Annotated in this window: 25 protein-coding genes and 1 riboswitch; of the genes, 12 read left to right on the top strand and 13 right to left on the bottom strand. The window is 36.9% G+C overall.

The features are described from left to right. The first annotated feature begins 41 nt into the window (after positions 1-41). On the top strand, positions 42-311 hold the full coding sequence (locus tag QXW15_RS02195) for a transposase (RefSeq protein WP_342789892.1): 270 nt from the start codon (positions 42-44) through the stop codon (positions 309-311). Positions 312-321: 10 nt separating this feature from the next. Beyond that, positions 322-498, top strand: a complete 177-nt coding sequence (locus QXW15_RS02190) for a hypothetical protein (RefSeq protein WP_156150295.1) — start codon at positions 322-324, stop codon at positions 496-498. 5 nt (positions 499-503) lie between these two features. Here the strand turns inward: QXW15_RS02190 and QXW15_RS02185 are convergent, their stop codons facing one another. Together QXW15_RS02185 and QXW15_RS02180 are read right to left on the bottom strand one after the other, a co-directional pair. Further along, positions 504-1,106 (bottom strand): TenA family protein, encoded by a 603-nt coding sequence (locus QXW15_RS02185; protein WP_055032284.1) that lies wholly within the window; start codon positions 1,104-1,106, stop codon positions 504-506. Between the two features lie 356 nt (positions 1,107-1,462). Next, positions 1,463-1,981: a hypothetical protein gene (locus tag QXW15_RS02180; RefSeq protein WP_048101387.1), complete on the bottom strand. Its 519-nt coding sequence runs from the start codon at positions 1,979-1,981 to the stop codon at positions 1,463-1,465. 73 nt (positions 1,982-2,054) lie between these two features. Here QXW15_RS02180 and QXW15_RS02175 point away from each other — a divergent pair, with 73 nt between their 5' ends. From QXW15_RS02175 to QXW15_RS02155, 5 genes are all read left to right on the top strand, one after another. Then, entirely contained in the window at positions 2,055-3,110 is a 1,056-nt protein-coding gene (locus QXW15_RS02175) for a hypothetical protein (protein ID WP_055032285.1), read from the top strand. An 86-nt stretch (positions 3,111-3,196) separates the two neighbouring features. Further along, positions 3,197-3,703 carry a DUF309 domain-containing protein gene (locus QXW15_RS02170; RefSeq protein WP_084795448.1) on the top strand — a complete coding sequence of 169 codons (507 nt, stop codon included), beginning with the start codon at positions 3,197-3,199 and terminating at the stop codon, positions 3,701-3,703. Between the two features lie 99 nt (positions 3,704-3,802). After that, positions 3,803-5,875: an FMN-binding glutamate synthase family protein gene (locus QXW15_RS02165; protein WP_054964157.1), complete on the top strand. Its 2,073-nt coding sequence runs from the start codon at positions 3,803-3,805 to the stop codon at positions 5,873-5,875. After that, positions 5,872-7,767, top strand: coding sequence for a hypothetical protein (locus QXW15_RS02160; protein WP_048101390.1), 1,896 nt, complete (start codon positions 5,872-5,874; stop codon positions 7,765-7,767). The genes QXW15_RS02165 and QXW15_RS02160 overlap by 4 nt, the downstream gene beginning before the upstream one ends. A 130-nt stretch (positions 7,768-7,897) precedes the next feature. Beyond that, positions 7,898-9,283, top strand: coding sequence for an ammonium transporter (locus tag QXW15_RS02155; RefSeq protein WP_082180442.1), 1,386 nt, complete (start codon positions 7,898-7,900; stop codon positions 9,281-9,283). An 11-nt stretch (positions 9,284-9,294) separates the two neighbouring features. On the opposite strand, the gene QXW15_RS02150 is transcribed toward QXW15_RS02155, so the two are convergent. Both QXW15_RS02150 and ilvD read right to left on the bottom strand, forming a co-directional pair. After that, complete coding sequence (locus tag QXW15_RS02150; protein WP_048101392.1) at positions 9,295-9,537, bottom strand: hypothetical protein; 243 nt, start codon at positions 9,535-9,537, stop codon at positions 9,295-9,297. Positions 9,538-9,861: 324 nt separating this feature from the next. Next, positions 9,862-11,520, bottom strand: a complete 1,659-nt coding sequence (ilvD, locus tag QXW15_RS02145; RefSeq protein ID WP_048101803.1) for a dihydroxy-acid dehydratase — start codon at positions 11,518-11,520, stop codon at positions 9,862-9,864. Between the two features lie 419 nt (positions 11,521-11,939). Between ilvD and QXW15_RS02140 the strand changes: the two genes are divergently transcribed. The 3 genes from QXW15_RS02140 to ilvC are packed head-to-tail and all read left to right on the top strand — an operon-like array spanning position 11,940 to position 14,950. After that, a complete protein-coding gene (locus QXW15_RS02140) occupies positions 11,940-13,670 on the top strand; it encodes an acetolactate synthase large subunit (RefSeq protein ID WP_054964516.1) in 1,731 nt (576 codons plus the stop codon). Then, positions 13,630-13,947: an ACT domain-containing protein gene (locus QXW15_RS02135; RefSeq protein WP_048101394.1), complete on the top strand. Its 318-nt coding sequence runs from the start codon at positions 13,630-13,632 to the stop codon at positions 13,945-13,947. The genes QXW15_RS02140 and QXW15_RS02135 overlap by 41 nt, the downstream gene beginning before the upstream one ends. Continuing rightward, positions 13,940-14,950: a ketol-acid reductoisomerase gene (ilvC, locus tag QXW15_RS02130; protein WP_201779332.1), complete on the top strand. Its 1,011-nt coding sequence runs from the start codon at positions 13,940-13,942 to the stop codon at positions 14,948-14,950. The genes QXW15_RS02135 and ilvC overlap by 8 nt, the downstream gene beginning before the upstream one ends. A gap of 33 nt (positions 14,951-14,983) precedes the next feature. Here ilvC and QXW15_RS02125 read toward each other — a convergent pair whose 3' ends face one another. From QXW15_RS02125 to QXW15_RS02100, 6 genes are all read right to left on the bottom strand, one after another. Next, positions 14,984-15,319 (bottom strand): YidH family protein, encoded by a 336-nt coding sequence (locus tag QXW15_RS02125; protein ID WP_048101396.1) that lies wholly within the window; start codon positions 15,317-15,319, stop codon positions 14,984-14,986. An 87-nt stretch (positions 15,320-15,406) separates the two neighbouring features. Beyond that, positions 15,407-15,625, bottom strand: a complete 219-nt coding sequence (locus QXW15_RS02120) for a hypothetical protein (protein ID WP_055032625.1) — start codon at positions 15,623-15,625, stop codon at positions 15,407-15,409. 33 nt (positions 15,626-15,658) lie between these two features. Continuing rightward, positions 15,659-16,396 carry a dihydroorotate dehydrogenase electron transfer subunit gene (locus QXW15_RS02115; protein WP_054963865.1) on the bottom strand — a complete coding sequence of 246 codons (738 nt, stop codon included), beginning with the start codon at positions 16,394-16,396 and terminating at the stop codon, positions 15,659-15,661. After that, complete coding sequence (locus tag QXW15_RS02110; RefSeq protein ID WP_048101399.1) at positions 16,393-17,289, bottom strand: dihydroorotate dehydrogenase; 897 nt, start codon at positions 17,287-17,289, stop codon at positions 16,393-16,395. The genes QXW15_RS02115 and QXW15_RS02110 overlap by 4 nt, the downstream gene beginning before the upstream one ends. A gap of 80 nt (positions 17,290-17,369) precedes the next feature. Next, positions 17,370-17,786, bottom strand: a complete 417-nt coding sequence (locus tag QXW15_RS02105) for a hypothetical protein (RefSeq protein WP_236689040.1) — start codon at positions 17,784-17,786, stop codon at positions 17,370-17,372. Between the two features lie 121 nt (positions 17,787-17,907). After that, positions 17,908-19,128, bottom strand: a complete 1,221-nt coding sequence (locus QXW15_RS02100; RefSeq protein WP_054963867.1) for an MFS transporter — start codon at positions 19,126-19,128, stop codon at positions 17,908-17,910. Then, positions 19,116-19,217, bottom strand: a riboswitch (TPP riboswitch). It overlaps the preceding gene by 13 nt. Positions 19,218-19,433: 216 nt before the next feature. On the opposite strand from QXW15_RS02100, the gene QXW15_RS02095 reads away from it, so the two are divergent. Beyond that, positions 19,434-20,249: a universal stress protein gene (locus QXW15_RS02095; protein WP_048101402.1), complete on the top strand. Its 816-nt coding sequence runs from the start codon at positions 19,434-19,436 to the stop codon at positions 20,247-20,249. Here QXW15_RS02095 and QXW15_RS02090 read toward each other — a convergent pair whose 3' ends face one another. Genes QXW15_RS02090 through QXW15_RS02080 form a run of 3 tightly spaced genes read right to left on the bottom strand, consistent with a single transcriptional unit; the run spans position 20,250 to position 24,591 of the window. Next, positions 20,250-20,873: a potassium-transporting ATPase subunit C gene (locus QXW15_RS02090; protein ID WP_054964062.1), complete on the bottom strand. Its 624-nt coding sequence runs from the start codon at positions 20,871-20,873 to the stop codon at positions 20,250-20,252. It lies immediately after the preceding gene. After that, positions 20,867-22,855: a potassium-transporting ATPase subunit KdpB gene (gene kdpB, locus QXW15_RS02085; RefSeq protein ID WP_048101404.1), complete on the bottom strand. Its 1,989-nt coding sequence runs from the start codon at positions 22,853-22,855 to the stop codon at positions 20,867-20,869. Before kdpB ends, QXW15_RS02090 begins: the two co-directional genes overlap by 7 nt. Next, on the bottom strand, positions 22,852-24,591 hold the full coding sequence (locus QXW15_RS02080) for a potassium-transporting ATPase subunit KdpA (RefSeq protein ID WP_048101405.1): 1,740 nt from the start codon (positions 24,589-24,591) through the stop codon (positions 22,852-22,854). The genes kdpB and QXW15_RS02080 overlap by 4 nt, the downstream gene beginning before the upstream one ends. A gap of 156 nt (positions 24,592-24,747) precedes the next feature. Here QXW15_RS02080 and QXW15_RS02075 point away from each other — a divergent pair, with 156 nt between their 5' ends. Further along, positions 24,748-25,398: a class II aldolase/adducin family protein gene (locus tag QXW15_RS02075; protein ID WP_048101406.1), complete on the top strand. Its 651-nt coding sequence runs from the start codon at positions 24,748-24,750 to the stop codon at positions 25,396-25,398. Positions 25,399-25,438: the final 40 nt, after the last annotated feature.

Raw genomic sequence — 25,438 nt, 5'->3', positions numbered from 1 at the left:
AAGACGGATTTATATAAATATACAAAGGTGGGTAATGTAAAATGCCTGGAAGAATATGGACTGGTGAGGAGAAATTCAATATTATAATGGAATTATTCCAGAATCCAAATATTACAATAGCAGAAATATCCAAGAACCATGGAATAGCAGTATCACTATTTTATAAATGGAGGGAACAGTTTTTAGAAGGAGGCAAAAAGGGATTGGAAGGAAAGGATCCTGATAAGTCTTTAATGAAGGAGAATGAGAATCTTAACTCAATAATAGGTGAAATGACCATAGCAAATGAAATATTAAAAAAAATTATATGAGGAGGAAAAGATGAGTTCGGTGAATGAGATGAATAATAATGGAATTGAAGTAAAAAAAGCATGCTATTATTCTGGAATTAACAGGATAACATACTATTACAGGAGGAAGCATGAAAACAATGAAGATAGGAGATATATAACAAGGATTGATAATAATTTTTATAAAAATCAAATTTTGCAATCATAAGAATTTTAATTTTTTAAAAACTGGCAAAAAAATTTTATTTCAAGTTCAACAGTATTTTTGAATACATTGATAATTTTATCATTTATATTTTCATTATTTATTATATCAATCATGAAATTAACAAATATTCTTAAATCTTCGGAATGCAGCTTTTCCCAGGTATTTATATAATCATTTTGAGAATTCTTATTTGAAAATGTTTCAAGGTAAATCCATTCACCTGCAAGGAGCATTGATAATATTAATACAAAATCGTTGGAATTTATTACTTCATCCATGAAATTTATGTATTCTTTTGTGCATGTTGATAACTCAATATTTTTAGAATTTATGTTATTTTTAACAAAAAAATCAGTAAAAAATTTTATCTCATCATTCTCAACAATGTGTTTGAACCGTCTGAATTTTTCAGCATAATTATCATTTGATATATCAATCAATTTATTTAAAACTTTTATATCCTCAAGTACAAAAAAATAATCCTGAATAAAATATTTTTTTAGCAAATTTTCCGGGCAGTGGTTTTCAATAAGAAGTCTTGCAAATTGAGTGTTAACCGCCTCTTTAAATCTGGAATTTCCTATTAATTCCATTGAATTATCTGGCATAATTTAGTATGCATTATGTTATTATTAATCTAATTATTTGTTTTTCCATAACTTATTCTATTTAAGCCCGCAGAAATATTAATAATATAAAAAATTTTAAATCCATGAATTCTGAAAACAGTCTAAAATCAAACCAGATCGGATCGTGGCATGATATATACCGGCGTTTCACGTACAGTACTTGTTGCCTAGGGCAGTAAACCATGATTTTTGCTTTAAATGGAATTATTTTTTTATTATTCATTTATAAATAAATTTATGGTCAGAACAAGCCGAATAATATTAAAATTTGTAAATTTTATTTTGTTTATCCTTCAAGCTATCGTTATATATACAAAAATATTTTAATAAAATCATTAAAAAAAATGAATGTATTTATTTTTAACATCAATAAAGCTGTCAAAACTCCCATATCTTTCATTTATTTTATCCATAACTTCATTATTAATATTGCTAAAATGCGTTAGTGGCATAATATTATAATTAAATTCGTTAAAAACATAAACAGATATGTTAATTGGTTTAATATTATCAAAAAAATAAACATAGGACCTCTTCATGTTATGCCTTATGGGCCAACCATAAATATCTGGTACCTCAGGTATATACTGCTTTGCTATTATTTTTCCATAGAATACAAGATCCTTTTTTCTATAAAATATAATTTTGTCGTTAATGTTTATCATGTTATAATAATCTATTAATGTCCTTCTTAACCCGCAGCCATAAAATTTTTCCTTTAATCCTAAAATTTTTTTATTCTCTGGCGTTAGATATTTTTCAATGTCCTTATATAATATGCCGTTATTTATCATTTCGAGCAGTTTTTTATATGATTCCTCCTCGCTCTTTGGCGCAATAAACACACTTGACATTTGATGATAATAACCATATAAGAATTAAAATTTATTCAAAATGTTAAAATATGAATTAAATATTTATTTTATAATGCCTCAGTTTATAATTTTCATTGACTTTGATTACTTCTTTGCACAGGTAGAGGAGATATTAAATCCAGAAATCAGGGAAAAGCCCGTTGTTGTCTGCGTTTATTCCGGAAGAACTGAAACAAGCGGGGCGGTTGCAACATCAAATTACCTTGCAAGGAAGATCGGCATAAAATCGGGAATGCCACTTCCACAGGCAATGAAAATAGGAAAGGACAGGGCCGTTTTCCTGCCCATAAGAAAGGATATTTACAAGGAATGGTCTGACCATATCATGGATATAATTTCCGAATACTCTGATAAAATTGAAATTGCCAGCATTGATGAGGCGTATATTGATGTAACAGATTCATGTAAAGATTTTAATGATGCTGTTAACACAGCACAAAAGATTAAGGATGAGATATACAATAAAACGGGTGTAAGGGTATCTGTTGGTGTTTCAGTTAACAAGGCAATAGCAAAGGTTCTTGGTGACATGGCAAAACCCAATGGTATAAAGTCTGTTGGGCCATCAGAGATTCAGGATTTTCTAAAGGGCCTCGAGATTAGCAAAATACCTGGTGTTGGCAAAGTAATAGGGCAGAGGCTAAATGATGCTGGTATTAAATATATCACAGATGTAATCAATGCAGATAGGGATCAACTTATCAACATAATTGGAACTGCCAAATATAATTATCTTTATGATATAGCAAATAATACATACAATAAACCTGTAACACCAAGGGAGAAGAAAAATTTTGGTAGGTACATGACATTGCCTGAGAATACAAGGGATGTGAATATCATCATACCATATGTAAAAAAGGCAATTGATTCAGCATATGAAAAGGCACCAGGCCTGCCATCTGAGTTAAGCCTTGTTGCCATTATGGAGGATATTTCAATACTATCAAGGTCATATACAGGTGCAAGAATAGATAAAAACCGCGCACTTGAAATAGCAATAGGTCTATTAAACAGGATCATCAACGAGGATCAGAGAAATATAAGAAGGGTCGGCGTCAGGCTTGGGAAAATAACAAAAAATGAAACACTGGATGATTTTTTTTAATAATTAGAAATTTATTAGAATAAACACAATTTATATCCTGAAAATGTGGTAATAAAAATATTTAGATATTTTAAACGTCTTATGCCATGTTGTTAATATATGTTTATAACATAATGCTTAAAAATGATATGCGTGATGATTTATTAAAATCATTCAAATTGCTTGATAAAAATATTTATGATCTTAGAATAGGGAAAAATCATGTTGAAATTGCATCATATGATTATATTAACAGGGTTGTGGCAGACCTCTTTTCAAGGAGTTATAAGGTAATTAATGTCGATAATTTTAGTAATAACAAAAATTTTTATGATGGATTGGAACTGATGAATAATGGCATGTACTGGCTTGCCCATGAGGTTCTTGAAAATATATGGAGAGATTCATATGGAATTGAAAAGGAAACCTTAAGATTCCTGATATTAATATGCGCCGCAAATGTGCATAACCAGCGTGGGCATCAGGAAACTGCAAAAAATGTAGTATCAAGGGCATTGAAAATTAAAACATTAAATGAATATAATGGCCTGAATATATCATTGCTGAGGCAGAGATTAATTAATAATGGATGGATAAATATTGATAACCTTTAGCCTATTTTATTATTGAGATTAATATTTTTTTAATTTACTTCATAATTGCACAATTCGACAAAAAATATATATAGCTAGACACAATCTATCATATTGCACATGGCCAATATAGTTGATAATTTTATTAATGTACCCAATCAGAAGGAAGCAGATTTTTGGACAGACAGAATAATTGACCACATAAGAGAACTTGCATACACTGGAAAACCCACTGGAATTTTTAATCCTTCAGATAGCGGCAATAGAATACTGGACAAGATATATTTCAAGAATATGCCTCTAGATTTGCGTTCCACACTTGCAGGCACAGAGATAAATTTCAAGGGACTGGAACTTTCTGTTCCGCTTTATTTAGGTGACATGTCCTTTGGTGCCCTAAGTGGAAATCCAAATATAGCAATTGCAAGGGCGGCAGAGATTACAAAAACCTTTGCCGGTACCGGTGAGGGGGGCCTTCTTCCGGAAATACGTGATAATAGGAGAATATATGTCCAGTGGGCTTCCGCCAGATTTGGCGTGGATTATAAAACCATAAATTCTGGTTCAGGGATAGTCATAAAGATCGGTCAGGGTGCCAAGCCCGGCATAGGAGGCCACCTCCCAGCGGGCAAGGTTACCGAAAAAATATCAAGGGCAAGAAGAATACCTGAGAATATAGATGCAATCTCACCGGCGCCCCACCATGATATATACTCCATAGAGGATTTATCACAGAGGATAGAGGCATTAAAAATAGCCACAGGAAAACCTGTATTTGTAAAGGTTGCGGCAACAAATTATATACCATATATAGTTACCGGAATTGCCAGATCAGGTGCCGATGGGGTCATAATAGATGGACAGGGGGCAGGCACAGGCGCAACCCCCGAGGTAATCAGGGATAACCTTGGCATTCCAATTGAGCTTGCCGTTGCATCATCCCATGATGCGCTTGTCAGGGAGAATTTAAGGGATAAATTTAGGATAATAGCCGCAGGCAGGGTTACCGGTGCACTCGATGCGGCAAAGCTGTATGCTCTGGGTGCAGATGTGGTCAGCATGGGCACGGCCATATTAATTTCCATGGGATGCATCATGGTAAGGAAGTGCAACCTTGGGTTCTGCCCCACGGCTCTTACAAATAAAATAGACGGTAAAAGAATTTATGATGTTGATTTCGGCATAAACAATATAGTCAATTTTATAACAGGTTTCAGGCTTGAGCTTGCGGGCATTCTGGACAATCTTGGATTTAATTCCATAAAAGAATTAACAGGCAGGAAGGATTTGCTTGCGGCAAAAAATATATCAAAAGGAGCTGCGGATGTTCTTAAGATTCATGCAGAATCCAATTCAACTATAATGCTTGATGACTTCAAACCAAATAAAAAATACCTCAATGAGATTATTACAAAGGGCGAGGTCCCCATAACAAGCATGGGAAGCACAGCATCACCGGAGGTTGCCAGACCATCAAGGATAATTGATTTTCTCAGGCTTGATGGGGCACAGGTTACAAGGCCGCCCATTGATCCATACAGGGAAAATATAGATACCAGTTTTTATCTGGCGCATGGCAGGATTAAAATTCCAATGCCGGTTATAATTGATGCTTCCTCAGAGCCGGAGGATGTTAGGTCGTCGCTTTACTGGGCATCAATGTTCACAGGTAGCGTTATCGTTGATAAATCGTATAAAAAGGGATTCAAAAAGATGACAATATTAAAAAATGGTAATTTGCTTGTAAAAAATAATATAAGATACGGCCCTGCCGGAGGTCATGGTCTGGATGGCTTCATAATATTCCCTGAAAAATATCAGGAATTGAGGCTATCAGACCTTGACATAAATCTGAAAAACAATGGCACAAGATACAATTTCGATCTTCTTGTTTACCTTAATAATTTGAGAAATACCGGTGACATAATTAAATATCTTGCACTTGGTGCGGATACCATCATACTCAACGGAGGCATTTTCACGGATGCACTTAACAACAATTATTCAAATTTAAATGAAAAAGCATTAAATTTTCTGATTGTCATTAGAAGGGAACTTGCATTAATTGCCGGTGCCATGGGTGTATCAAATTTGCAATATTCTGTCACAGGCAACAGAGAATTAATGAGGGGCGTGAATCTTGATATCGATATAGAGTCAAGAATAAAAGTTGATGAGGCGGGTTCACTATGAATTATTCTCCATCAAGCTGCGGTCTCTTGGGTGTTTTGAGGAAAATTGATTCAAAAAAGATATGCGGAAATAATGTTGCAAATTCCCTTGAGCTAATAAAATACAGGGGAAGCGATAAGGGGTCTGGCTATGCTGCATTTAATCTGGATTCAAACAATTATTATACAATAAAAACATTTTTTAATGGCACCGAGGATGAGATTAAAAAGATATTTGCTGAAAAAGGCATATACCCAGATAATGTAACATTTGAGGATGCAGGCAATACAAAGAGTTACTGCTTTAATGTTTCATTATATAATAATGAGGATGCACTTGATGAAATTAACGATGAACTCTGGATTAATGGCAGTGGCAGGATTTACAGTGCAGGAAAATCACTTAATGTCTTTAAGGGTGTTGGGTTTCCGGCAGATGTTGCCAGGGCGTTCAATATATATGATAAGGAGGCCGATATGTGGCTGGCCCATACAAGGCAGCCAACAAACTCACCCGGAAATTATCCATACTGGTCCCATCCATTCTCATCATTTAATATAGCAATAGTCCATAACGGTGATATAAGCTCATTTGGTGCAAACAGGGAGTTTTTAATATCAAGGGGAATGAGGAGCTTTGTTGGCACTGACAGCGAGGTTATAGCCTTTTTATTCAGGGAGCTTTTAAGGGACTTTGATTTAATAACAGCCGTGAAGATAATGTCAAACAACTGTGATGACCCTGTTATAAAATACAAGTACCGTGGTGCAGTGCTTGATGGGCCATATACATTAATTATCGGATATGATTCCGGCGATGATTTATACATGATATGCCTTACAGATAAGACAAAACTCAGGCCTGTTATTTTGGGTTCAGATGAAAATAATTATTACATTGCCAGCGAGGAGAACCAGATAAGGAATATTAACAAAAATGCCACGGTATGGCCCATGGAGCCCGGTTCATATTTTATTGCATCAATGAAAAAGGGAATAATAAGCCATGGAACGAGACATAAAATAACAGATTATGTTTATTCATATAATGATGCAGATATAGATGCATCATCAGTAAAATACAATGATCTTGATTCGCATATTATGGCGTTAAATAAGCATGATATTATAATTTCAAATGTACTGGGCCACAGATACATAGGCATGAAATTCCCTGCTGGAAATAAACATATAAAATTATATGGAAACCCCGGGAACTGCCTTATGAACCTTAATTATAACCATGATGTTGATGTGTATGGCAACGTTGCTGATGACTGCTGTGATACAATGACTGGCGGAACCATAAGAATTCATGGAAATGCCGGCGATGTTTTTGGACAGGCCTTTCAGAACGGAAAAATATTTGTGCTGGGCAACGTTGGAAACAGATCAGGCCTGCAGATGAGGGCATACATGGATTATAAACCAGTAATGATCATTAATGGTGGATTTGCCGACTATCTTGGTGAGTACATGTCCGGGGGCATTATAATATCATTTGCAAACAACAATGCATATACAGGTAAATATATCGGTTCCGGCATGATAGGCGGGAAAATAATAATAAGGAAAAAAATTAATAAAAAGTATGTTGGACTGCAGCCATCACAAGAATACGTAAGAAGCATGCTCATGGCTCTTAGAAAGGCATCCATAATAGACAATGATTTTTACATTTCAATGAAAAACAAAAACATAATTGACATTTTTGACAAACTCCCTGATGAGGCAAAAAAATACGTTAGGAAGATGATGAGCAAGCATGAAATTCCAAGTTATGAGTACAGAAAGCTTAATCAGGATGAAATTCAGGAGGTTAGAAATTTAATCAATGAGTTTGATTCATCCATGGGAACAAAAAATATAAAATATCTGGATTCAAAATTCACGGTCATAACACCGCGTTATTAAATGACACGGCTTGCATTTTTACCTGTTAATATTTTAATTTTTTGAATTTTTGTTCCTAAAATAAATTTTTTATAATAAAATGACAGAAAAATCATGGTAAATTATATTATGCATTTTAGGTTTATATTATATGCTTAATGGAAGTTTTTTGACGATGTTCCTAACAAATACGTCGTGGTTAAGCAATGGCAATAATGGATGGATGCTTACTGCAGCAACCCTTGTAGGTCTACAGAGCATACCAGGGCTTGCACTTTACTATGCCGGGCTAACAAAAAGAAAATACATGGTCAATGCAATGATGATGGCCCTTTATGCATTTGCTGCCGTTCTGGTAATATGGGTTATTGCAGGCTATAACTTCGGGTTTGGCACATCAAGCATTTTAAAGATAGATGGTTATTACATCCTTGGAATTCCAACGCCGGCAATGAGCGGGGGCTTTATCGGGGGACAGGCCATTGTTGGCCCGCTTAAGCAGGCACTTACGATTCCAAACTCAACTGTAATGTTCTTCCAGTTTGTTTTTGCCGCAATAACACCGGTGCTTCTGATGGGGGGGATACTTGAGAGGATGAACTTCAAGGCATGGATGATATTTGTTCCTGTTTGGTCGCTTCTTGTATACAGCCCTGTTGCCTACTGGCTCTTTGCAGGTGGGTGGCTGAACCAGCTTGGCGCAGTGGATTTTTCCGGTGGCTATGTAATACATGTTGATGCGGGCATAGGCGCACTTGCCGCTGCAATTGCCATAGGGCCCAGAATCAAGGAGGAAATGCACATGAAGGCAAACAACCTTGCCCTTGTCATGCTTGGACTTGGCCTGATATGGCTCGGCTGGGATGGCTTCAATGGTGGTGACCCGTATGGAAGCACAATTGATGCGGGCATTGCAATAATAAACACAAATGTGGCAACGGCCGTGAGCATGATTACATGGATGATGATGGATATGAAGTTCTTTAAAAAGCCGTCATTAATTGGTGCATCCGTGGGCGCCATTGCGGGGCTTGTCGGAATTACTCCTGCTGCAGGATACGTGAATATATACGGTGCCATGGTAATAGGAATAGCAACCGGAATAATACCATGGATATTTTTATATAAAATAGAACCAAAATTCAGGGTTGATGACACCCTTGGTGTGTTCTCCTCACATGCCGTTGCGGGTGTTGTTGGCGGGCTTCTTACAGGTGTTCTGGCCGACCCTGTTGTCACACAGTACGTAGACCCGGGATTGAGGGGCGCAATATACGGTGATTTCTATCAGCTCGGCATACAGGCATTTGCTGCTGTGGTCGTCATAATATATGTATTTGCACTCACCTATGGAATACTAAAGCTTATAGGTGTGTTTATACCATTAAAGGAAAAGGAGGAGAATCTTAAGATAGGAGATATGGCAATACATGGGGAAACTGGATTTGACATGTCATACCCGCCATCAAATGCCGAGATAGAAAGGTTTTCAATGGAGGAAAATGCAAAGAAGGCAGAGGGAAATAAGGGAAACTAATAAAATAAATTTTATAATTTTTTAATCTCATTTAAATAATAAATAAGGTCGTCAAGGTCTCTTAAGATGTGCAGAATATCAATATTAATTGATTCCATCATTGTAAGGGCACCTGAAACATTTTCATCATCCTGATTGTTTAATGTTTTTGTATTCAATTTTTCATATTCTGAATTTACTATAGATTCTATTTTTGACCTGTAATCCTCAAGCGTTTTTTCCATCTGTTCCTCAATTGACTTTATATCTTCCATTTGTGTTTATATATTAAAAATATTTAGTCTTTTGTATTTTTATGGGGATAGACTAAAATAATGCAGCTGGTTTTTCTCAATTTCAATGTTTTTTAATATTTTATAATTTTAAGTCTTCATGAACCACTTTTCATGAAGTTTTTATGCTTATTTACACACATTTTAATTATTTATTGGATTTCAGCAAAACAATTGAATTATCATTAGGTCCTGTTAATTATTTTATATTAAACTTTATTTTTTTTTTGATAATGCAAATAATACCCATAAGATAAAATTATTAAAAATGATTATTGAAAATACTTAAAAAATATTTTGTATGTTTTATTCAAGGTAGGCACCCACAGCAGAGGATGCAACGAGCCTTGAATACTGGTGAAGCAGGCCTGTCTTATACCTTGGCTCCGGTTTTTTCCACTCCTTTTTTCTCCTTTCAAGCTCATCCTCGCTGACAAGGATATTTATTTTTCCGTTTACCCCGTCTATTTCAATCATATCTCCGTCCCTGACAAGTGCTATGGGGCCGCCATCCATGGCCTCTGGTGCCACATGGCCTATCATTATTCCCCTGGTTGCACCGGAAAACCGTCCATCTGTAACAAGGGCAACGGATTCTCCAAGACCTTCACCAACGATTTCTGATGTGACCGATAGCATTTCCCTCATGCCCGGTCCACCCTTTGGCCCTTCATACCTGATTATTACAGTATCACCGGCTTTTATTTTCCTGGCCTTTATTGCCTTAAATGTTTCTTCCTCAGAATCAAATACCCTTGCAGGGCCCTTATGGTACTTAACCTTTGATGCCGATATCTTAAAAACAGAACCATCTGGTGCCAGTGATCCCTTTAGTATCCTTATGCCCCCGGTAGGGTTAAGCGGCTTATCATAATCGTATATAACATTATTTAAATTTGCAACCCTTATATCCTTAAGGTTTTCTGCTATGGTTTTTCCTGTTACAGTGAGCTGTTCCCCATTTAAAATGCCATGCTCCAAAAGTATCTTCATTAATATTGGAACACCGCCGATTTTATCAAGATCTGCCATGACATACTCACCTGATGGCTTCATGTTAACAATTTCAGGTATCTTCCTTGATAATCTGTCGAAGTCATCCAGATCTATTTTAACATTGGCCTCATGGGCTATTGCAAGCAGGTGCAATACAGCATTGGTTGAACCCCCAGATGCCATCAAAACAGAGATTGCATTGTAAAATGACTCCTGAGTTAGTATATCCCTTGGTTTAAGGTCTGTCTCAATTAAATCCATTAATGTGCGGCCGGTTTCATATGCATACTTTTCCTTGGCACTGTCCACTGCAGGCGGCGATGCACTGCCCGGCAATGCAAGTCCAAGAACCTCGGTCATCATTGCCATTGTGTTTGCAGTATAAAGTCCACCGCATGATCCTGCAGTTGGTACGGCCTTATCCTCCATGAGCTTTAACTCTGCAAGCGACATTTTCCCGTTCATGTATGCGCCAACAGCCTCGAAAAGGTCTCCAACAGCAATCTGCTTTCCATGGAAGTATCCGGGAAGTGTGGTTCCGCCGTACATCACTATTGACGGAAGGTTAAGCCTGGCCATTGCCATCATCATCCCTGGACTGGTCTTATCGCAGCCTGAAAGTGCAACAAAGCCGTCATAACTATGGGCATTGACAGTGGATTCAACTGTATTTGCTATTAATTCACGGCTCACCAGTGAGTATTTCATCCCCTCTGTGCCCATTGCAACACCGTCTATTACAACAGGCGTGGTAAAAACCCTTGGTGTTCCGTTTCTATTTCTTATACCCTCCTTCGCATGATTCGCAAGTGACAGGACATGAATATTGCATGGACCTGCCTCATTCCATGCTGCAGCAACACCAACAATATATTTTTCAAGGTCCTGATCTGTAAGCCCCATGGCCTTCATGTAAGACCTGTTGGGTGCCCTTTCGGGACCGCTATAGGTAACATCAGATCGTTTCATTTTTGAATTAAAAGCAATATAGTATATAAGACTTGTTAAGCGGACAATTGCCATTATATAAATTTTTATAAAAATATGTGATTATGTAATGAATTGATAATTGATTATTAAAATTTTAAAAAATTATGTTTAAAAAAATATTAATAATGTAAAAAATGAGATAATTTCTGATTTTATCATTTAAAATAATGTAATGTACAGGAAAAAAATTATTAAAAATTTAAAATTGGGACATATTTCCATAAAATATTGAGAAATATTTAAATAGTATTAAGTATTAATAGAGATTACCCTGTGTCGTGCTAATGCATGGGGTGGTGAATAAATATGTATGGGATGAAAAGGTTTATCTAACATCTGTGGCGGTTTTTTTGGTATAATGCATGCTACTGGGTTTGTTTTTAAAGAAAGTGATGTAAATGAAGGGTTCTAGGCTTTTAGTGGAATCCCTGAAAAGGGAGGGTGTAAAAAATATTTTTGGAATACCGGGGCTATACAACATGCCAATGTATGACTCATTTTTTGAGGATGTCAACAATGGCGAGCTCCGGCATATCCTGATGAGGCATGAGCAGGCAGCGGTGCACGCTGCTGACGGTTTTGCACGTGCCACAGGCATACCTGGTGTATGCACTGCGACATCCGGTCCTGGTGTGACCAATTTGATCACCGGATTGATCACGGCATACCAGGATTCCTCACCGGTTGTTGCTATAACAGGCGGTGTTAACAGAAACTCCATGGGGAAGCTTTCATTTCAGGAATCTGATACCCTTGGCGCCTCATTCCCGGTATCCAAATATGCCGTTGAGATAAAGGATATCAATGAGATACCGCTATGGGTGAAAAACTCATTTTACATAGCCTCCACTGGAAGGCCAGGGCCGGTGGTGATGGATGTACCAAGGGACATACAGCTCGAGGACATAGATAATGTTAATTATCCAGAAGAGCCAAGGGTTCATTACAGGCCATTCAGAACCGTTGTAAATAAGGACAAATTAAGGCAGGCTGCAAATGCATTATTAAATGCAGAAAGACCCGTGCTTTTAGTTGGAACCGGGGCAATGTGGGCCAATGCAACCAATGAAATAATGAGGCTTGCTGAATTTATCGGGTGCCCAATAGTATCAACGCTTCCCGGAAAATCAGTAATACCTGCTGATTACCCATTATATGTTGGTGCCATGGGTTACTATGGCCGTGCAGAGGCAAGCATGGTGGCACTTGAATCTGACGTCATGGTTGCCATAGGTGCAAGGTTTAGCGACCGTACATTCACATCGTACGATGAAATGAAGGATACAAGGAAAACATTCATATCAATAAATCTGGACCCGACAGATTTTAATAAGGGCATAAAGCCTGACATAGAGCTTCAGGGCAATGCAAAGGTTTTAGTATCAGAATTATTAAATGCCATGGCCCTTCTGGGAAGCAAGCACCAGAACCATGAGTGGAACAAAAGGGTAAATGAGCTAAAGGAGTATTATTCACAGTTTTCACATCCACCGGATGACGGCCACTTAAGGCCGTGGAGAATACTAAAGACGCTGAGGGATTCGCTGCCAAGGGATGCGATATTAACCACAGGTGTTGGCCAGCACCAGATGTGGGCAGAGGTTTACTGGGAAAATCTTGAGCCAAGATCATTCTTCTCATCCACTGGAATGGGCACAATGGGCTTTGGGCTTCCTGCTGCAATGGGGGCAAAGGTCGGCAGGCCGGATAAGGTTGTTCTGGACTATGACGGTGATGGGTCTTTTATGATGACAGGGAACAACCTTGCCACCGCAGTGGATGAGAACATACCGGTAATAGCGGTGGTAAACGACAACAGGACTCTTGGACTTGTTAGACAGGTTCAGGACATGTTCCAGAATAAGAGAATAGTTGGCGTTGATTACGGCAATTCTCCAAACATAGTTAAGTATGCAGAATCCTTCGGTGCCGATGCATATGATGCAAAAACATATGATGACATTGCAGAGGCCATAAAAAGGGCAATGCATGAGAATGTGCCGTCAGTCATCAGGGTGCCGGTTAATAAGGAGGAGCTGGCCCTTCCGACATTACCGCCGGGAGGAAAATTAAGCGAGGTGATAGTAAGTGACCCAAGAAAAGGTAATAAAGGTAACGGCCAATTATAGAGACCCGGGGCTGCTTGAGAGAATTGCAGCCAATTTTAGAAAATTCTGGGTTGATATAAAATGGATGAATGCGGAATGCAATGATGAAAATGAATGCACAGTTTACCTGTCCCTTTACGACAGGTACAATCTCGGCAATATGAATATAGCAATAATGACACTTAGCAAGACAGTTGATGTTGACAATGTCGAGGTCTTGGAGGATTATAATGTAAATAAATTTAACATTAATTTTAAAAAATCGGAAAAATATGAATGGGGTGAGCTTGTTGGGTAAGATACTTGGTAAGGTATACACTGAAAATGATGCAAATCTTGATTACATAAGGAATAAGAAGATAGCAATACTGGGATACGGCAGCCAGGGCCGGGCCTGGGCACTGAACCTTAGGGACTCCGGATTGAATGTTCATGTTGGTCTTGAAAGGCAGGGCAATTCATGGAGGCAGGCAGTTTCTGATGGCATAACACCGGAAAAAACAGAGGATGCATTGAAGGATTCTGATATAGTTATATTCCTTGTTCCGGACATGGTGCAGAGAAAGATATATACAGAAAAGGTTATGCCTGTTTTAAGGGATGGCATGGACCTGGTCTTTGCACATGGCTTTAACATACACTATAAATTGATTGTTCCACCAGAAAATGTTGATGTTTACATGGCAGCCCCAAAGGCACCAGGGCCATCTGTAAGGGAATTCTTCGTTAAGGGCGGCGGCGTTCCGGTGCTTGTGGGCGTTCATCAGGATCATTCAGGAAATGCCCTGAACAAGGCCCTGGCCATAGCCAAAGGGCTTGGAGCAACAAAGGCAGGCGTGCTTGAAACATCATTCAGGGAGGAGACAGAGACAGACCTAATGGGTGAGCAGCTTGACCTTGTTGGCGGCCTCACCGCAATGCTCCGGGCAACATTTCAGACCATAGTTGATCTTGGATACCGGCCGGAGATGGCATATTTTGAGGCAATAAATGAGATGAAACTGATCACAGACCAGATATATGATAAGGGGCTTTCAGGCATGCTCAGGGCAGTTTCAGATACTGCAAAGTATGGCGGGCTTACCGTTGGGCCATATATAATTAACGATGAGGTCAAAAAAAGGATGAGGGAGAAGGCCGAAATGATCAGGAGTGGAAAATTTGCCAGTGAATGGATAGAGGAATACGATGAGGGATCAAAACACCTCCAGGCATTAATGGATGACCTTGATAATTCCCTTGAGGAGCAGGTCGGCCGTGAGCTCAGAGAGATCGTTTTAAGGGGCAGGCCGAAGAATTAAACATATTAATTAAAAATTTTTATAATAATATTTTTAAACAATAAATACCAGAAGAAGTATTGCCATGCCAATTATAATGGCTGAAAATACTATTGATTCAACCTTTCTTGAATTTACATTATTATTTTCTATATCCTTTTCATTTGATAGAAATTCATAGAGGCCATAGCCTATGGTAACAATGCCAAGAATTATCATAATCTCCCCGGCTATTAGTGAGTTTCCAATATTATTATATGATGATCTATTTAATATGTGAATAAAAATTTCAAACTTTGAGATTACAAAACCAAAGCCCATGAGTGCTATGCCAGTTCTAACCCATGCAAGGAATGTTCTCTTATTTGCAAGATGGTCGGTTATCCCCATTCTGATTGTATGTTTAAAATACATATAAATTTAATCTTATTTTTTAATAATTATGGATTTTAAATTAATAATATAAAATTTCAATAACTACTCAAGGGTTTCCTGCTCCTCATCACCCTTTGGAAAGGCAATCTGTGACCCGCTGGATTTTATATAGTCAAATAAATTATAATATATCTTCCTCCTGCTTCCGTATTTTGTAAAACTTTTAAAATTGAAGCATAACGAACATTTTGATGTGGATGATTCAAGAAAATAGCATATGCCACCGCGGTTAAAAACACATGACTCCTCCAGTGAGACCATGATATATAATTTTATAATAATATATAAACAATTTTAAAGATAAATCCTTTTTCCGGAAAATGAAAGCCTTGTTCTGCCAAATTCATCCATATTTTTTAAATCTTTAATTGAAAATACAGGGCCGTCCCTGCATACCTGAATGCCGTTGATTGAGCATGAATCGCATATGCCTATACCGCACTTCATTGGACGCTCCAGTGAGAATTCTACCCTGTCTGTTTTGTTTAATAAATAATCATAAACGGATTTCATCATTATCTCCGGGCCGCATACATATATCATATCGAATTCGTTTATATCCATTTGTTTAAGTGCATCAACCGCGAAACCTTTTATTCCAAGTGTTCCATCGTCTGTTACAACATATAAATTTTTAATTCTGTCTGTAAATATCAGATCATTTTTTGTTTTTGCGGATAATATTGCTGAGGTCATGTTATCAACAAGTGGCATTAACGGTGCAATTCCTGTTCCTGCACCTATAATTAGCTTTTTTCCAGTTACACCGGTGAATGGCCTTCCATATGGCCCGCGATAAAAAATTTTTTCTCCCGGCATGAGGTTTGCAATATATTTTGATGGTTCTCCATAAATTTTTACGGTAATTTCAACCGGATTATTTACAGATGAAAAGGATATGGGTATTTCACCTATCCCCGGTGCCCAGATCATAATAAACTGGCCCGGATGTACTGGAGATTCCATGAAAAATCTCAATGAATGCGTGCTTTCATTAATCCTTACATTGCTGTAAACTATGGAATAATTCATGCTATGGCCACCCCTATCATATCATTAATATTACTTATTCCGTTTTTATCCATGTATTCTATTAATCCAGAGTTCAGTTCATTAAATATTTTTATTCCATGCCTGTAAATTGCAGTTCCGATCTGAACTGCAGATGCACCGGCCATAATGTATTCTATGGCATCATTAACATTTTCTATGCCACCAACGCCTATAACTGTCTTTCCGGTCTCCTTTTTTACCTCATAAACGTATCTTATTCCAACAGGCTTAATGCATTTTCCGGATAAACCACCGTATACATTGCTAAGAACAGGTTTTTTCGATGCTATATCTATTTCCATGCCCTTTAATGTGTTTATTAATACAAGCGCATCTGATTTTTCAGCAGCCTTTGCCTCCTCGAGTATATTTGATGTGTTTGGGCTCAGCTTTGAAAAAACCGGTATTTTTACTCTTGACTTAACCTCAGATACTATTTCATAGACAAGGTCAGGATCTGATCCAACCTCCATGCCATAGCCGTTTACATGCGGGCATGATAAATTTAATTCTATGGCAGAAACACCGTATGACTCCATTTTTTTGGCAAGTTCTGAAAATTCAGGGGCGTCCTTTCCAAAAATGCTTCCTATTACAGGCCTTCCGGATTCAAGGGCTATTTTTACCTCATCTTTAAAATTGTCTATGCCGGGGTTTGAAAGGCCAACAGCATTTAAAAATACAGGGTCATTTTCATATATAATTGGAGGATTGTATCCCTGCCTTTCAGATGTTCCGATGGACTTTGTAACCACCGCGGCCGCACCATTTTCTAGAATTCTTTTCATGGTGTAGCCGTTTTCATCCAGAATTCCGGAGGCCAGGATAAAGGGATTCGAAATTTTAATTCCTATATCCACATTTAGATTCATTGCATCCTAATTGTTTAATAATATCTAAAGTATTCCAAAAATAATATTTAAAATAACAAAAATGATTCCCAGATTAAAGATTAAATGAATGAGGATGGGTAATTTTCAAGTTTTATGGAATTTGGCAGATTAAATGGGCCGTAGTTAAAGGCAAGCTTATATGGAAGCATTACCTGTTTATTTGTCAGGTATATATTTCCGCCGTTCTGGCTGAAAAAAACACATGTATCGTTGTAATCATAGTTAATTCCAATGTTCTGCGTGTATGATAAAAAGCTCTGTATCCTTTTATATGTTAGATTATTGTTTATTATAACATATGTGGCCCCGCTGATTATTGTATCCATTAGATCCTCCTCTGTCTGCGGATAGTTCATAACGGTGAGGTCAAAAAATTTGGATAGTTTTTCGTATATTTCCAGGTTTAAAACCCTTTTATGAATTGCATCAAAATCTATTAAAAATAATGATTCAACACCAGATTTAAGTAGATTCATTATATTTGGGTATCCCACTATCTTTTTATTGCTTATTCCAATGCATAACACATTTAAATATTGTATTCATATTAATAAATTTGATTGGATATATAAATACTGTTAAAATAAAAATATGGATTTAAAGAACACTGCTTTTTCTTGTTTCCCTGCCATATTTGTAATAAAGCACAGACCCGATGAAACCTATTAGGTATATTATTAAAAGGTAATAAAGGTAAAAATAAATTGATTTATTAACAAGCAAAAACACTGAAATTATGTATATAAAGTATCCAACAGTCCTTACGCTACCAATGCCGGTGCCGCGGTGCAGCGTTTCAAAGTTTTCAGGCTCCAGCATCTCCCTTGATGCCCAGCCAAGCTCGCCGAATATGCCGCTTACAGCTATCATAAATATAAGTATATATATGTTTGACAGAACAAATTTTATGAAGATTAAAAGCAAAATCCATATAATAAACATGCCGGTATAGCCCAGCAGTGATACAATTTTTCTTCTGGATTTACCGATGTAAATTCCACCTATTAAACCGGTTAATGTCCCGCCAAGTGTTGAGCCAAATATTATAAGAGATGAGTACTGCGGAAATTCAAATGGGCCAAGAACAAGGCTTGAAAAGGCAAAGCCAACAACAATGGTTATTGCTATGAATGATAATGATAAAAATTTTATGGAGTTTGAAAAATTAATTTTAACCCTCTGTTTTTCTGTATTTTTATTTAAATAATCCCAACGTATGCTCTCTTTTAATTTTAGCCTTGCGATTAATGATATAAAAAATCCTGAAATTGCAATTATTAGAAGAGATAGTTTATCAGCATAAACAGAGTCTGGTATAAATAAAAAAATTGCAGCCATAACAACTATGGAAACATTTGCCACATTTGATGTTTCAACCAGCACCGCCCCACGGTATTTCAGGGGTATAAGCTCTGATAAATATGATAATGATATTGTTTCATCCCCTCCAAGCCCAAATTCTGCAGTAAAAACAGATAATATTATAAGGTAGGGATTTTTAATGAGTGCAATGGCAAGAAGACCGGCAGATGTTAAAAATACTGTTAAGAGAAATAATTTTTTCCTGCCGTACCTGTCAGAAATATATCCCAAAAGAAAGTTTCCTGATAGCAGTCCTGATGGTGATGATAATATAATGTATTCATCAAAATATTTTGGTATAAAAGGCCATGTTGTTATTAAAGGTGCTATGCTTAAGACAACGCCCCATATAAAAAATGTTGATATCATTGTTGTCAGTATGAGTGAATCATGTTTATTCCAATGGTGATAATCCAAACTTTTCCTTATATCATTATAACCAGCATCCTCATACATAACATCCCTCCGCCGGCATTACCCGGATCAGGTTCCAAGGGTCGATCCCAATCCTCTCAGCCAATTTAATGGCTCCCCTTACAATTTAAAATGAAAACAATTATTTATAGTTTTGTGTTGTAAAAAATATCATTTGATTTTATGAAATTCCAACATTATCAAAATTCTGTACCTGAGATAAACACTCACAATTTATATATATTAATTAATATATTCATATAATAATTTATTATATGTGTTAATCATTGTCATTTTTACACACATATTAATAGAAATTATTATATGCGCATAACATATAATAGATTATGTTTGAGGCATCCAGATCATATTTTTTGAAAACAGATCATATACTGGTACCTATGTTTAGGGGTATAAATTCCATTAAGGCGCTTAAGATGTCATATGATATTGCTGAGTATAATAACTCTGAGATTACAGCAATAACAGTAAGGGAAAAAAATGATAGCATAGAATGGTCAAACAGTGTTACACTTGTAACAAATGCATATAAGGATGGAAAAAGGCGTGGCCTGAAGGTAATACCAAAAATAACCACAAGCGATAATGTAAGGTCCGGGCTATTAAAGGAGGCGTCATCGCATTATTACGACATGCTTTTAATGGCCACACATAAAAGGGCAATGCTTTCAGGTTCTATTTTTGGGTCCATTGGTGATTACATACTTAAAAACATAGATATACCGGTGGCACTGCTAAGCATAAGCGAGCGTGAATACCCGTATAAAAAAATACTTTTGCCTGTTGCAGAGTCCATAAACACCAGGGCTGCAGTGTATTTTGGTATTGAGCTTGCAAAGATTAACCATGCAAAAATAATTATTTTTGATTTAAGAAAATACGATAAAAGGAGAACACATGGATTTAAAAACCTCTTTGATGGCATAGGAGATATAGCAAAAAATGGTATAGATATTAAAATAGAAAAATCGGGAGAAAAATCTGGAATAAAAACAGAGATAGATTCGATTATACTTAACGAGGACCCTGACTGCGTTGTTATTGGTGCAAGGTCACCGGCAAATGAGAGAATAAGAATAAATTCTGATATAAAGTATATATCAAAGGATCAGAGGGTTGATACATTATTAATAAAAAAATAATCAATGAACATTCACATAAATATTGTTCTGTTTCAGGTAATTTAGTATCTGCATGTTGAGCTGCACAACGTTTACATAGTATGTTCCAAATACCGGGAAGTTCCTCTGCTTATCCTTATTTATTATGCCATTTAGGAATGATTCTATTGAAGAAATACTTAAATTGCCACCGCTTAAATTGCTGATGCTGACCGCAATTCTGTGAACCTGAAGCGTTGCACCCTTTAATGGAATTGCATAGCCAACACCGGATCCGGAATATGTGATCATGGCATAAGGTATCTGTGATGCATTGACATGGTTCCTTTCCTCAAATTCCTTTAGATATTTTTCACTTAATTCAAGTGTTGTTTTATTGCTTAATGATGTTGAGTACGATCCGCTGGATGAAATGTTATCATTCACTGCAGATGGCCTTGGCTGGAAGAAATATGACTCATTGAATGCCTCTGTCAAAAGATATGAATCAACTATTTTTCCATCGTATTTCACTGGATGCCCATTTGAATAGTATGGAAGTGTGCTTTCCGTTATTAATGATGTTACAGCCGGGAATGCAAAACCGGCCACAAACATTATTAATATGGCAAGCGCAAATGCCTTTATAATTCTTAATTTTACCATGCTATGCCTCCTAAACTTAACAATAAATAAATTATGTATATAACAATAAAGGGAAAGACAATGCCACCAAAGCCGTATATTATTATGTTTCTTTTCAGCAGGTCTGATGCACTTGATGGCGAATACTTAACACCCCTTAATGCAAGTGGAACCAGTATTACAATGATTATTGTGTTGAATATAAGCGCCGCTGTAATGGCCCTGAGCGGGTCTGTAAGATCAAGTATGTTCAGGAATCCAAGCTCAGGAAACATGTAAAACATTGCAGGTATTATTACAAAGTATTTTGATATGTCATTGGCAATGCTGAATGTTGTAAGTGATCCCCTTGTAATTAAAATCTGCTTTCCAAGGAAGATTACATCAATAAGTTTTGTTGGCGTGGAGTCCAGATCTATCATGTTTGCAGCATCCTTTGCAGCCTGTGTGCCGGTATTCATGGCCATGGCAACATCTGCCTTTGACAGAGCCGGCGCATCGTTTGTCCCATCACCTATCATTGCCACCATTCTTTCCCTTTCCTTTTCCATGACAACCCTGTTGTACTTATCCTGCGGCTTGCTGTTGGCAATAAAATCGTCTATACCGGCCTCACGTGCAAAATATGCAGCTGTAACCTCATCATCACCGGTGAGCATCACTGTTTCAATGTTCATTTTATGAAGGTCATTTATTCTATCCTTAATTCCTGGTTTTAATATATCATTTAATTCTATAACGCCAAGGAATTTTCCATCTGATGCCACGGGAATGGCGGTGCCACCCTTTAATGATATCTGCTTGCATATTCCATTTATGTACTGATCCTGCAGATTGAGTTTTTCTGATAATGACCTTAAGGAGCCTTTATAGATGTAATGATCACCCTTCCTTATGCCGCTGAAACCGGTCTCTGATGAAAATGGTATGAATTCATAATCCTTAATTTCATCATCATTAACATCTATATTTTCTGATCTTGCCAGCCTGACTATTGATATCCCCTCTATTGTCTCATCATTTAATGACGACATCAGTGCTGCCCGGGCAACATCCCTCTCATCAACGTTCATATTTGGATAAAACTTTACAGCCTCCCTCTCACCCATTGTAATGGTTCCGGTCTTATCAAGTATTATTGTGTCAATATCCCCTGCATTTTCCACCGCCTTTCCACTCTTCGCTATAATATTGTACTGTGACACCTTGTTTATTGCAGCTATGCCTATTGCAGGAAGCAGGCCGCCTATGGTTGTTGGTATTAATGCTATTAATAAAACTATTAAAATATCAATGTTTGGCCTCACACCACTGTAATTTGATATTGAAAATATTGATGCAACAACTATTAGGAATATTAATGTAACCCCGGATAAAAATATGGATAATGCTATTTCATTTGGTGTTCTCTCCCTTACAGAATTCTTTACCATATTTATCATGCTGTCTATAAATGATTCCCCGGGATTTACATTGACCCTAACCGTGATTTCATCTGTTACAAGCATTGTTGAACCTGTGACAGAGTCTCCAACCAGTTTAAGGACCGGTCTGGATTCACCGGTTATATTTGACTCATTAACATATCCTGAGCCCTTTATTACCTCACCATCGGCCGGAATAATTTCATTCTTTCTTACTAAAACTATATCGCCCTTTCTTAATTTATCGGATTCAACAATCTCTATTTTTCCATCCTTGAGTAAATTTGCCTTTGTGGAAACCTTCATTTTTTCAAGTGATTCTGTTATGGCCTTGCTCTGGCTTTCAGATAATGACGTGCTTAAATTTGAGAAGAACACTGTTAAAAATAATAAGACCGTGACAGAAATATAAAAGTCCATGTATACACCTGATGATGGCACATTAAACGATGATGGAAATGCTGCTATAAATATTGATAGCACAAAGGCTATTTCTGTTATAAACATTACAGGGTTCTTAATTTCATTACGTGGGTCAAAACCCTTAAGTGAATTTATTACAATTTCCCTAATGTTCATGGAATCACCAGAAAGTTAAAATCCCTTGCCCAGTCATACAATGTTCCAAGTGAGAAGACAGGTATGTATGACAGCAGGCCAACCATTATAATTACAGCAAGAAGCATGAATCCAAATGAGAATGATCCGGTATCTATTGTTGATTTTTCATATATCATCTTGGGCTTCTTAAATGCAAACTGCTGTGCCAGCAGCAGCTGTATGCCCATTATTAAATACCTTCCAAGGAGCATTATTAAGGAATCAAGGTAATTAAAATATGGCGAGTTTGTAAGAAATCCACCCGCCTCTGAACCGTTATTTGATGCTGAGCTTGAAAACTCATACAATAGATCTGAAATATTTGATGAAAATCCATTGTAAAATGTGTGCATTACCGCTGGAATAATTAATGTAATTCCAAGTGGTATTAAAATTATAAGCGGATGTGTTATCAGTGACAATGTTGAATACTTCATCTCCTTTGAACCTATTCTTATGTTCATTAATTCCGGAAGCTTTCCAACCATTAAGGATGTGATAAACACTGTGAATATTATGTATGTAAATATATTGATAATTCCGGTGCCAATACCGCCCAGTGGATCATTTAAAACAAGGTTTGTTAGCAATGACATAAGGCCTATTGGGGTGTAGTCTATAATTCCTCCTGTGGAGGCACCCGTGGATGTAAATACAGCGCCGACCTGAAAAACAGTTGATTCTGAGAGCCCAAGGTACACATCCTTTCCTGCCATGTTTCCGGTATACAGTGCAAGTGCTGACTGTGCCGGTATTCCCGTGTATTCTGCAATAAATGCAACAACGGATGTAAAAACAAATATAAATGTTAAAACACCAATGACCATGTTTCCAAATCTCTTATCAAAAATCAATCTTAATGAAAATACCGAACCAAGTGGAACAAGCATGAACGAAACATACTCAACTATGTTTGTAAACCAGTTTGGATTTCCAAGGGGATATGCGGCATTTGCACCGTAAAAGCCACCGCCATTGGTTCCAACACCCTTAATTGAAACCAGGGTTGCCACAGGGCCAAGTGGAAGCCTGACCGCAGAGTTGCTTCCAATTGGAAGTACATTTATATAACTGCTCAGGGTTTCAGGCACACCGGAAAGTACAAGAATAACAGTAAAAAGAATGGTCAGCGGGAATATTACATAAAATATGGATATCAAAAAATCATGATAAAAATTTCCCAGCTTTCCATTGTCGTTTAATATTGCACGTATAAATGCCATGGATGCTGCAAAACCGGTTCCTGCAGATAAAAACATCAATCCGGTTATTACAAATGTCCATGAAAGTATGCTCAGATCAAATGGATTGGAAAAATGCTCAAGATTTGTATTTGTTAGAAAGCTGACAACTGTATTAACAATTAGTGATAGTGTCATGTGATTATTTGCATGTGAATATGGTAAATAATTCTGAAAATAAATAAAGATTATGCCAATGAGACCTGCAAAAAAATTAAAGATAAGAAGATTTAAAAAGTATTCCTTAAAATCCATCTGCCTGTTCTTATCCTCTTTTAAAAATCGCTCAAAAAAATTTACAATTCTCCCGGATACCGGATAAATCCATGTTTTTTCCTCCTGATCAAGATAAATTTTCCTGATAAACCCCGAAATCAGGTAGCCAAAAAACAGGGCGATAATTATATAAAAAAACACAATTAAAAGCCCAGAAATTTCCCTGTTACTGTCTATTAATGAGTATATACTGATCATAGCCTCTCAGCCTCTAATATTGAGATTATAAGGTATACTGCAACCAATAAAAGAAGTACACCAACTATTATATACGATACCAGCATGAGTATTGTTTAATATCATCCATATATTTATATTTAATCACATTTTTATATATTGTAATAATCACAAATAATGCTAGAATCATGCAAGGAAAATGTTGTAAATGCATGCAAAAGAATGTATGCCAGCGGCTTTACCGTTGGATCCTGGGGGAATATAAGCATGCGTTCTGGTAATTATATATGCATTACCCCTAGTGGATCAAATTATTCAAAATTAAGGCCTGAAGATATAGTTGTAACAGACATAAATGGGAAAAAAATAGAGGGTACACTTGAACCATCAAGTGAAAGGCTCATGCATTATGAAATATATAAGAAAAGGCCGGATGTTAATTTTATAATACATACACATGCCGTATACTCAAGCATATTTTCAGTAATAAACATGGAAATCCCGGCAATTACTGAGGACGTTGCAATGATACTCGGGAAATCGGTAAAAATAGCAAGGTATGCATTAACCGGAACAGAGGAGCTTGCACAGAACGTTGTCAATGCACTTGGCAGTAATAATGCGGCAATAATGGCAAACCATGGTGCGGTTTCAGTTGGCCAGGATATGGAAAGGGCAATGGCCGCCTCAGAGGTTTTAGAAAAAACTGCAAGAATTATGTCCTATGCTATTATGTATGGAAAATACACAACAATACCGGATGAGGATATAAAAATATTAATGGAAAAGTCTGGAAATTATCTTAAACAATGGAAAAACTGGGAATAACCATAAAAAGAGAATGTATCCTGAATTATAATGATGCCTG

The organism is Acidiplasma sp., assembly GCF_038728925.1.
Taxonomy (GTDB): Archaea; Thermoplasmatota; Thermoplasmata; order Thermoplasmatales; family Thermoplasmataceae; genus Acidiplasma; species Acidiplasma aeolicum.
This window is presented reverse-complemented; position numbering and strand designations above follow the sequence as displayed.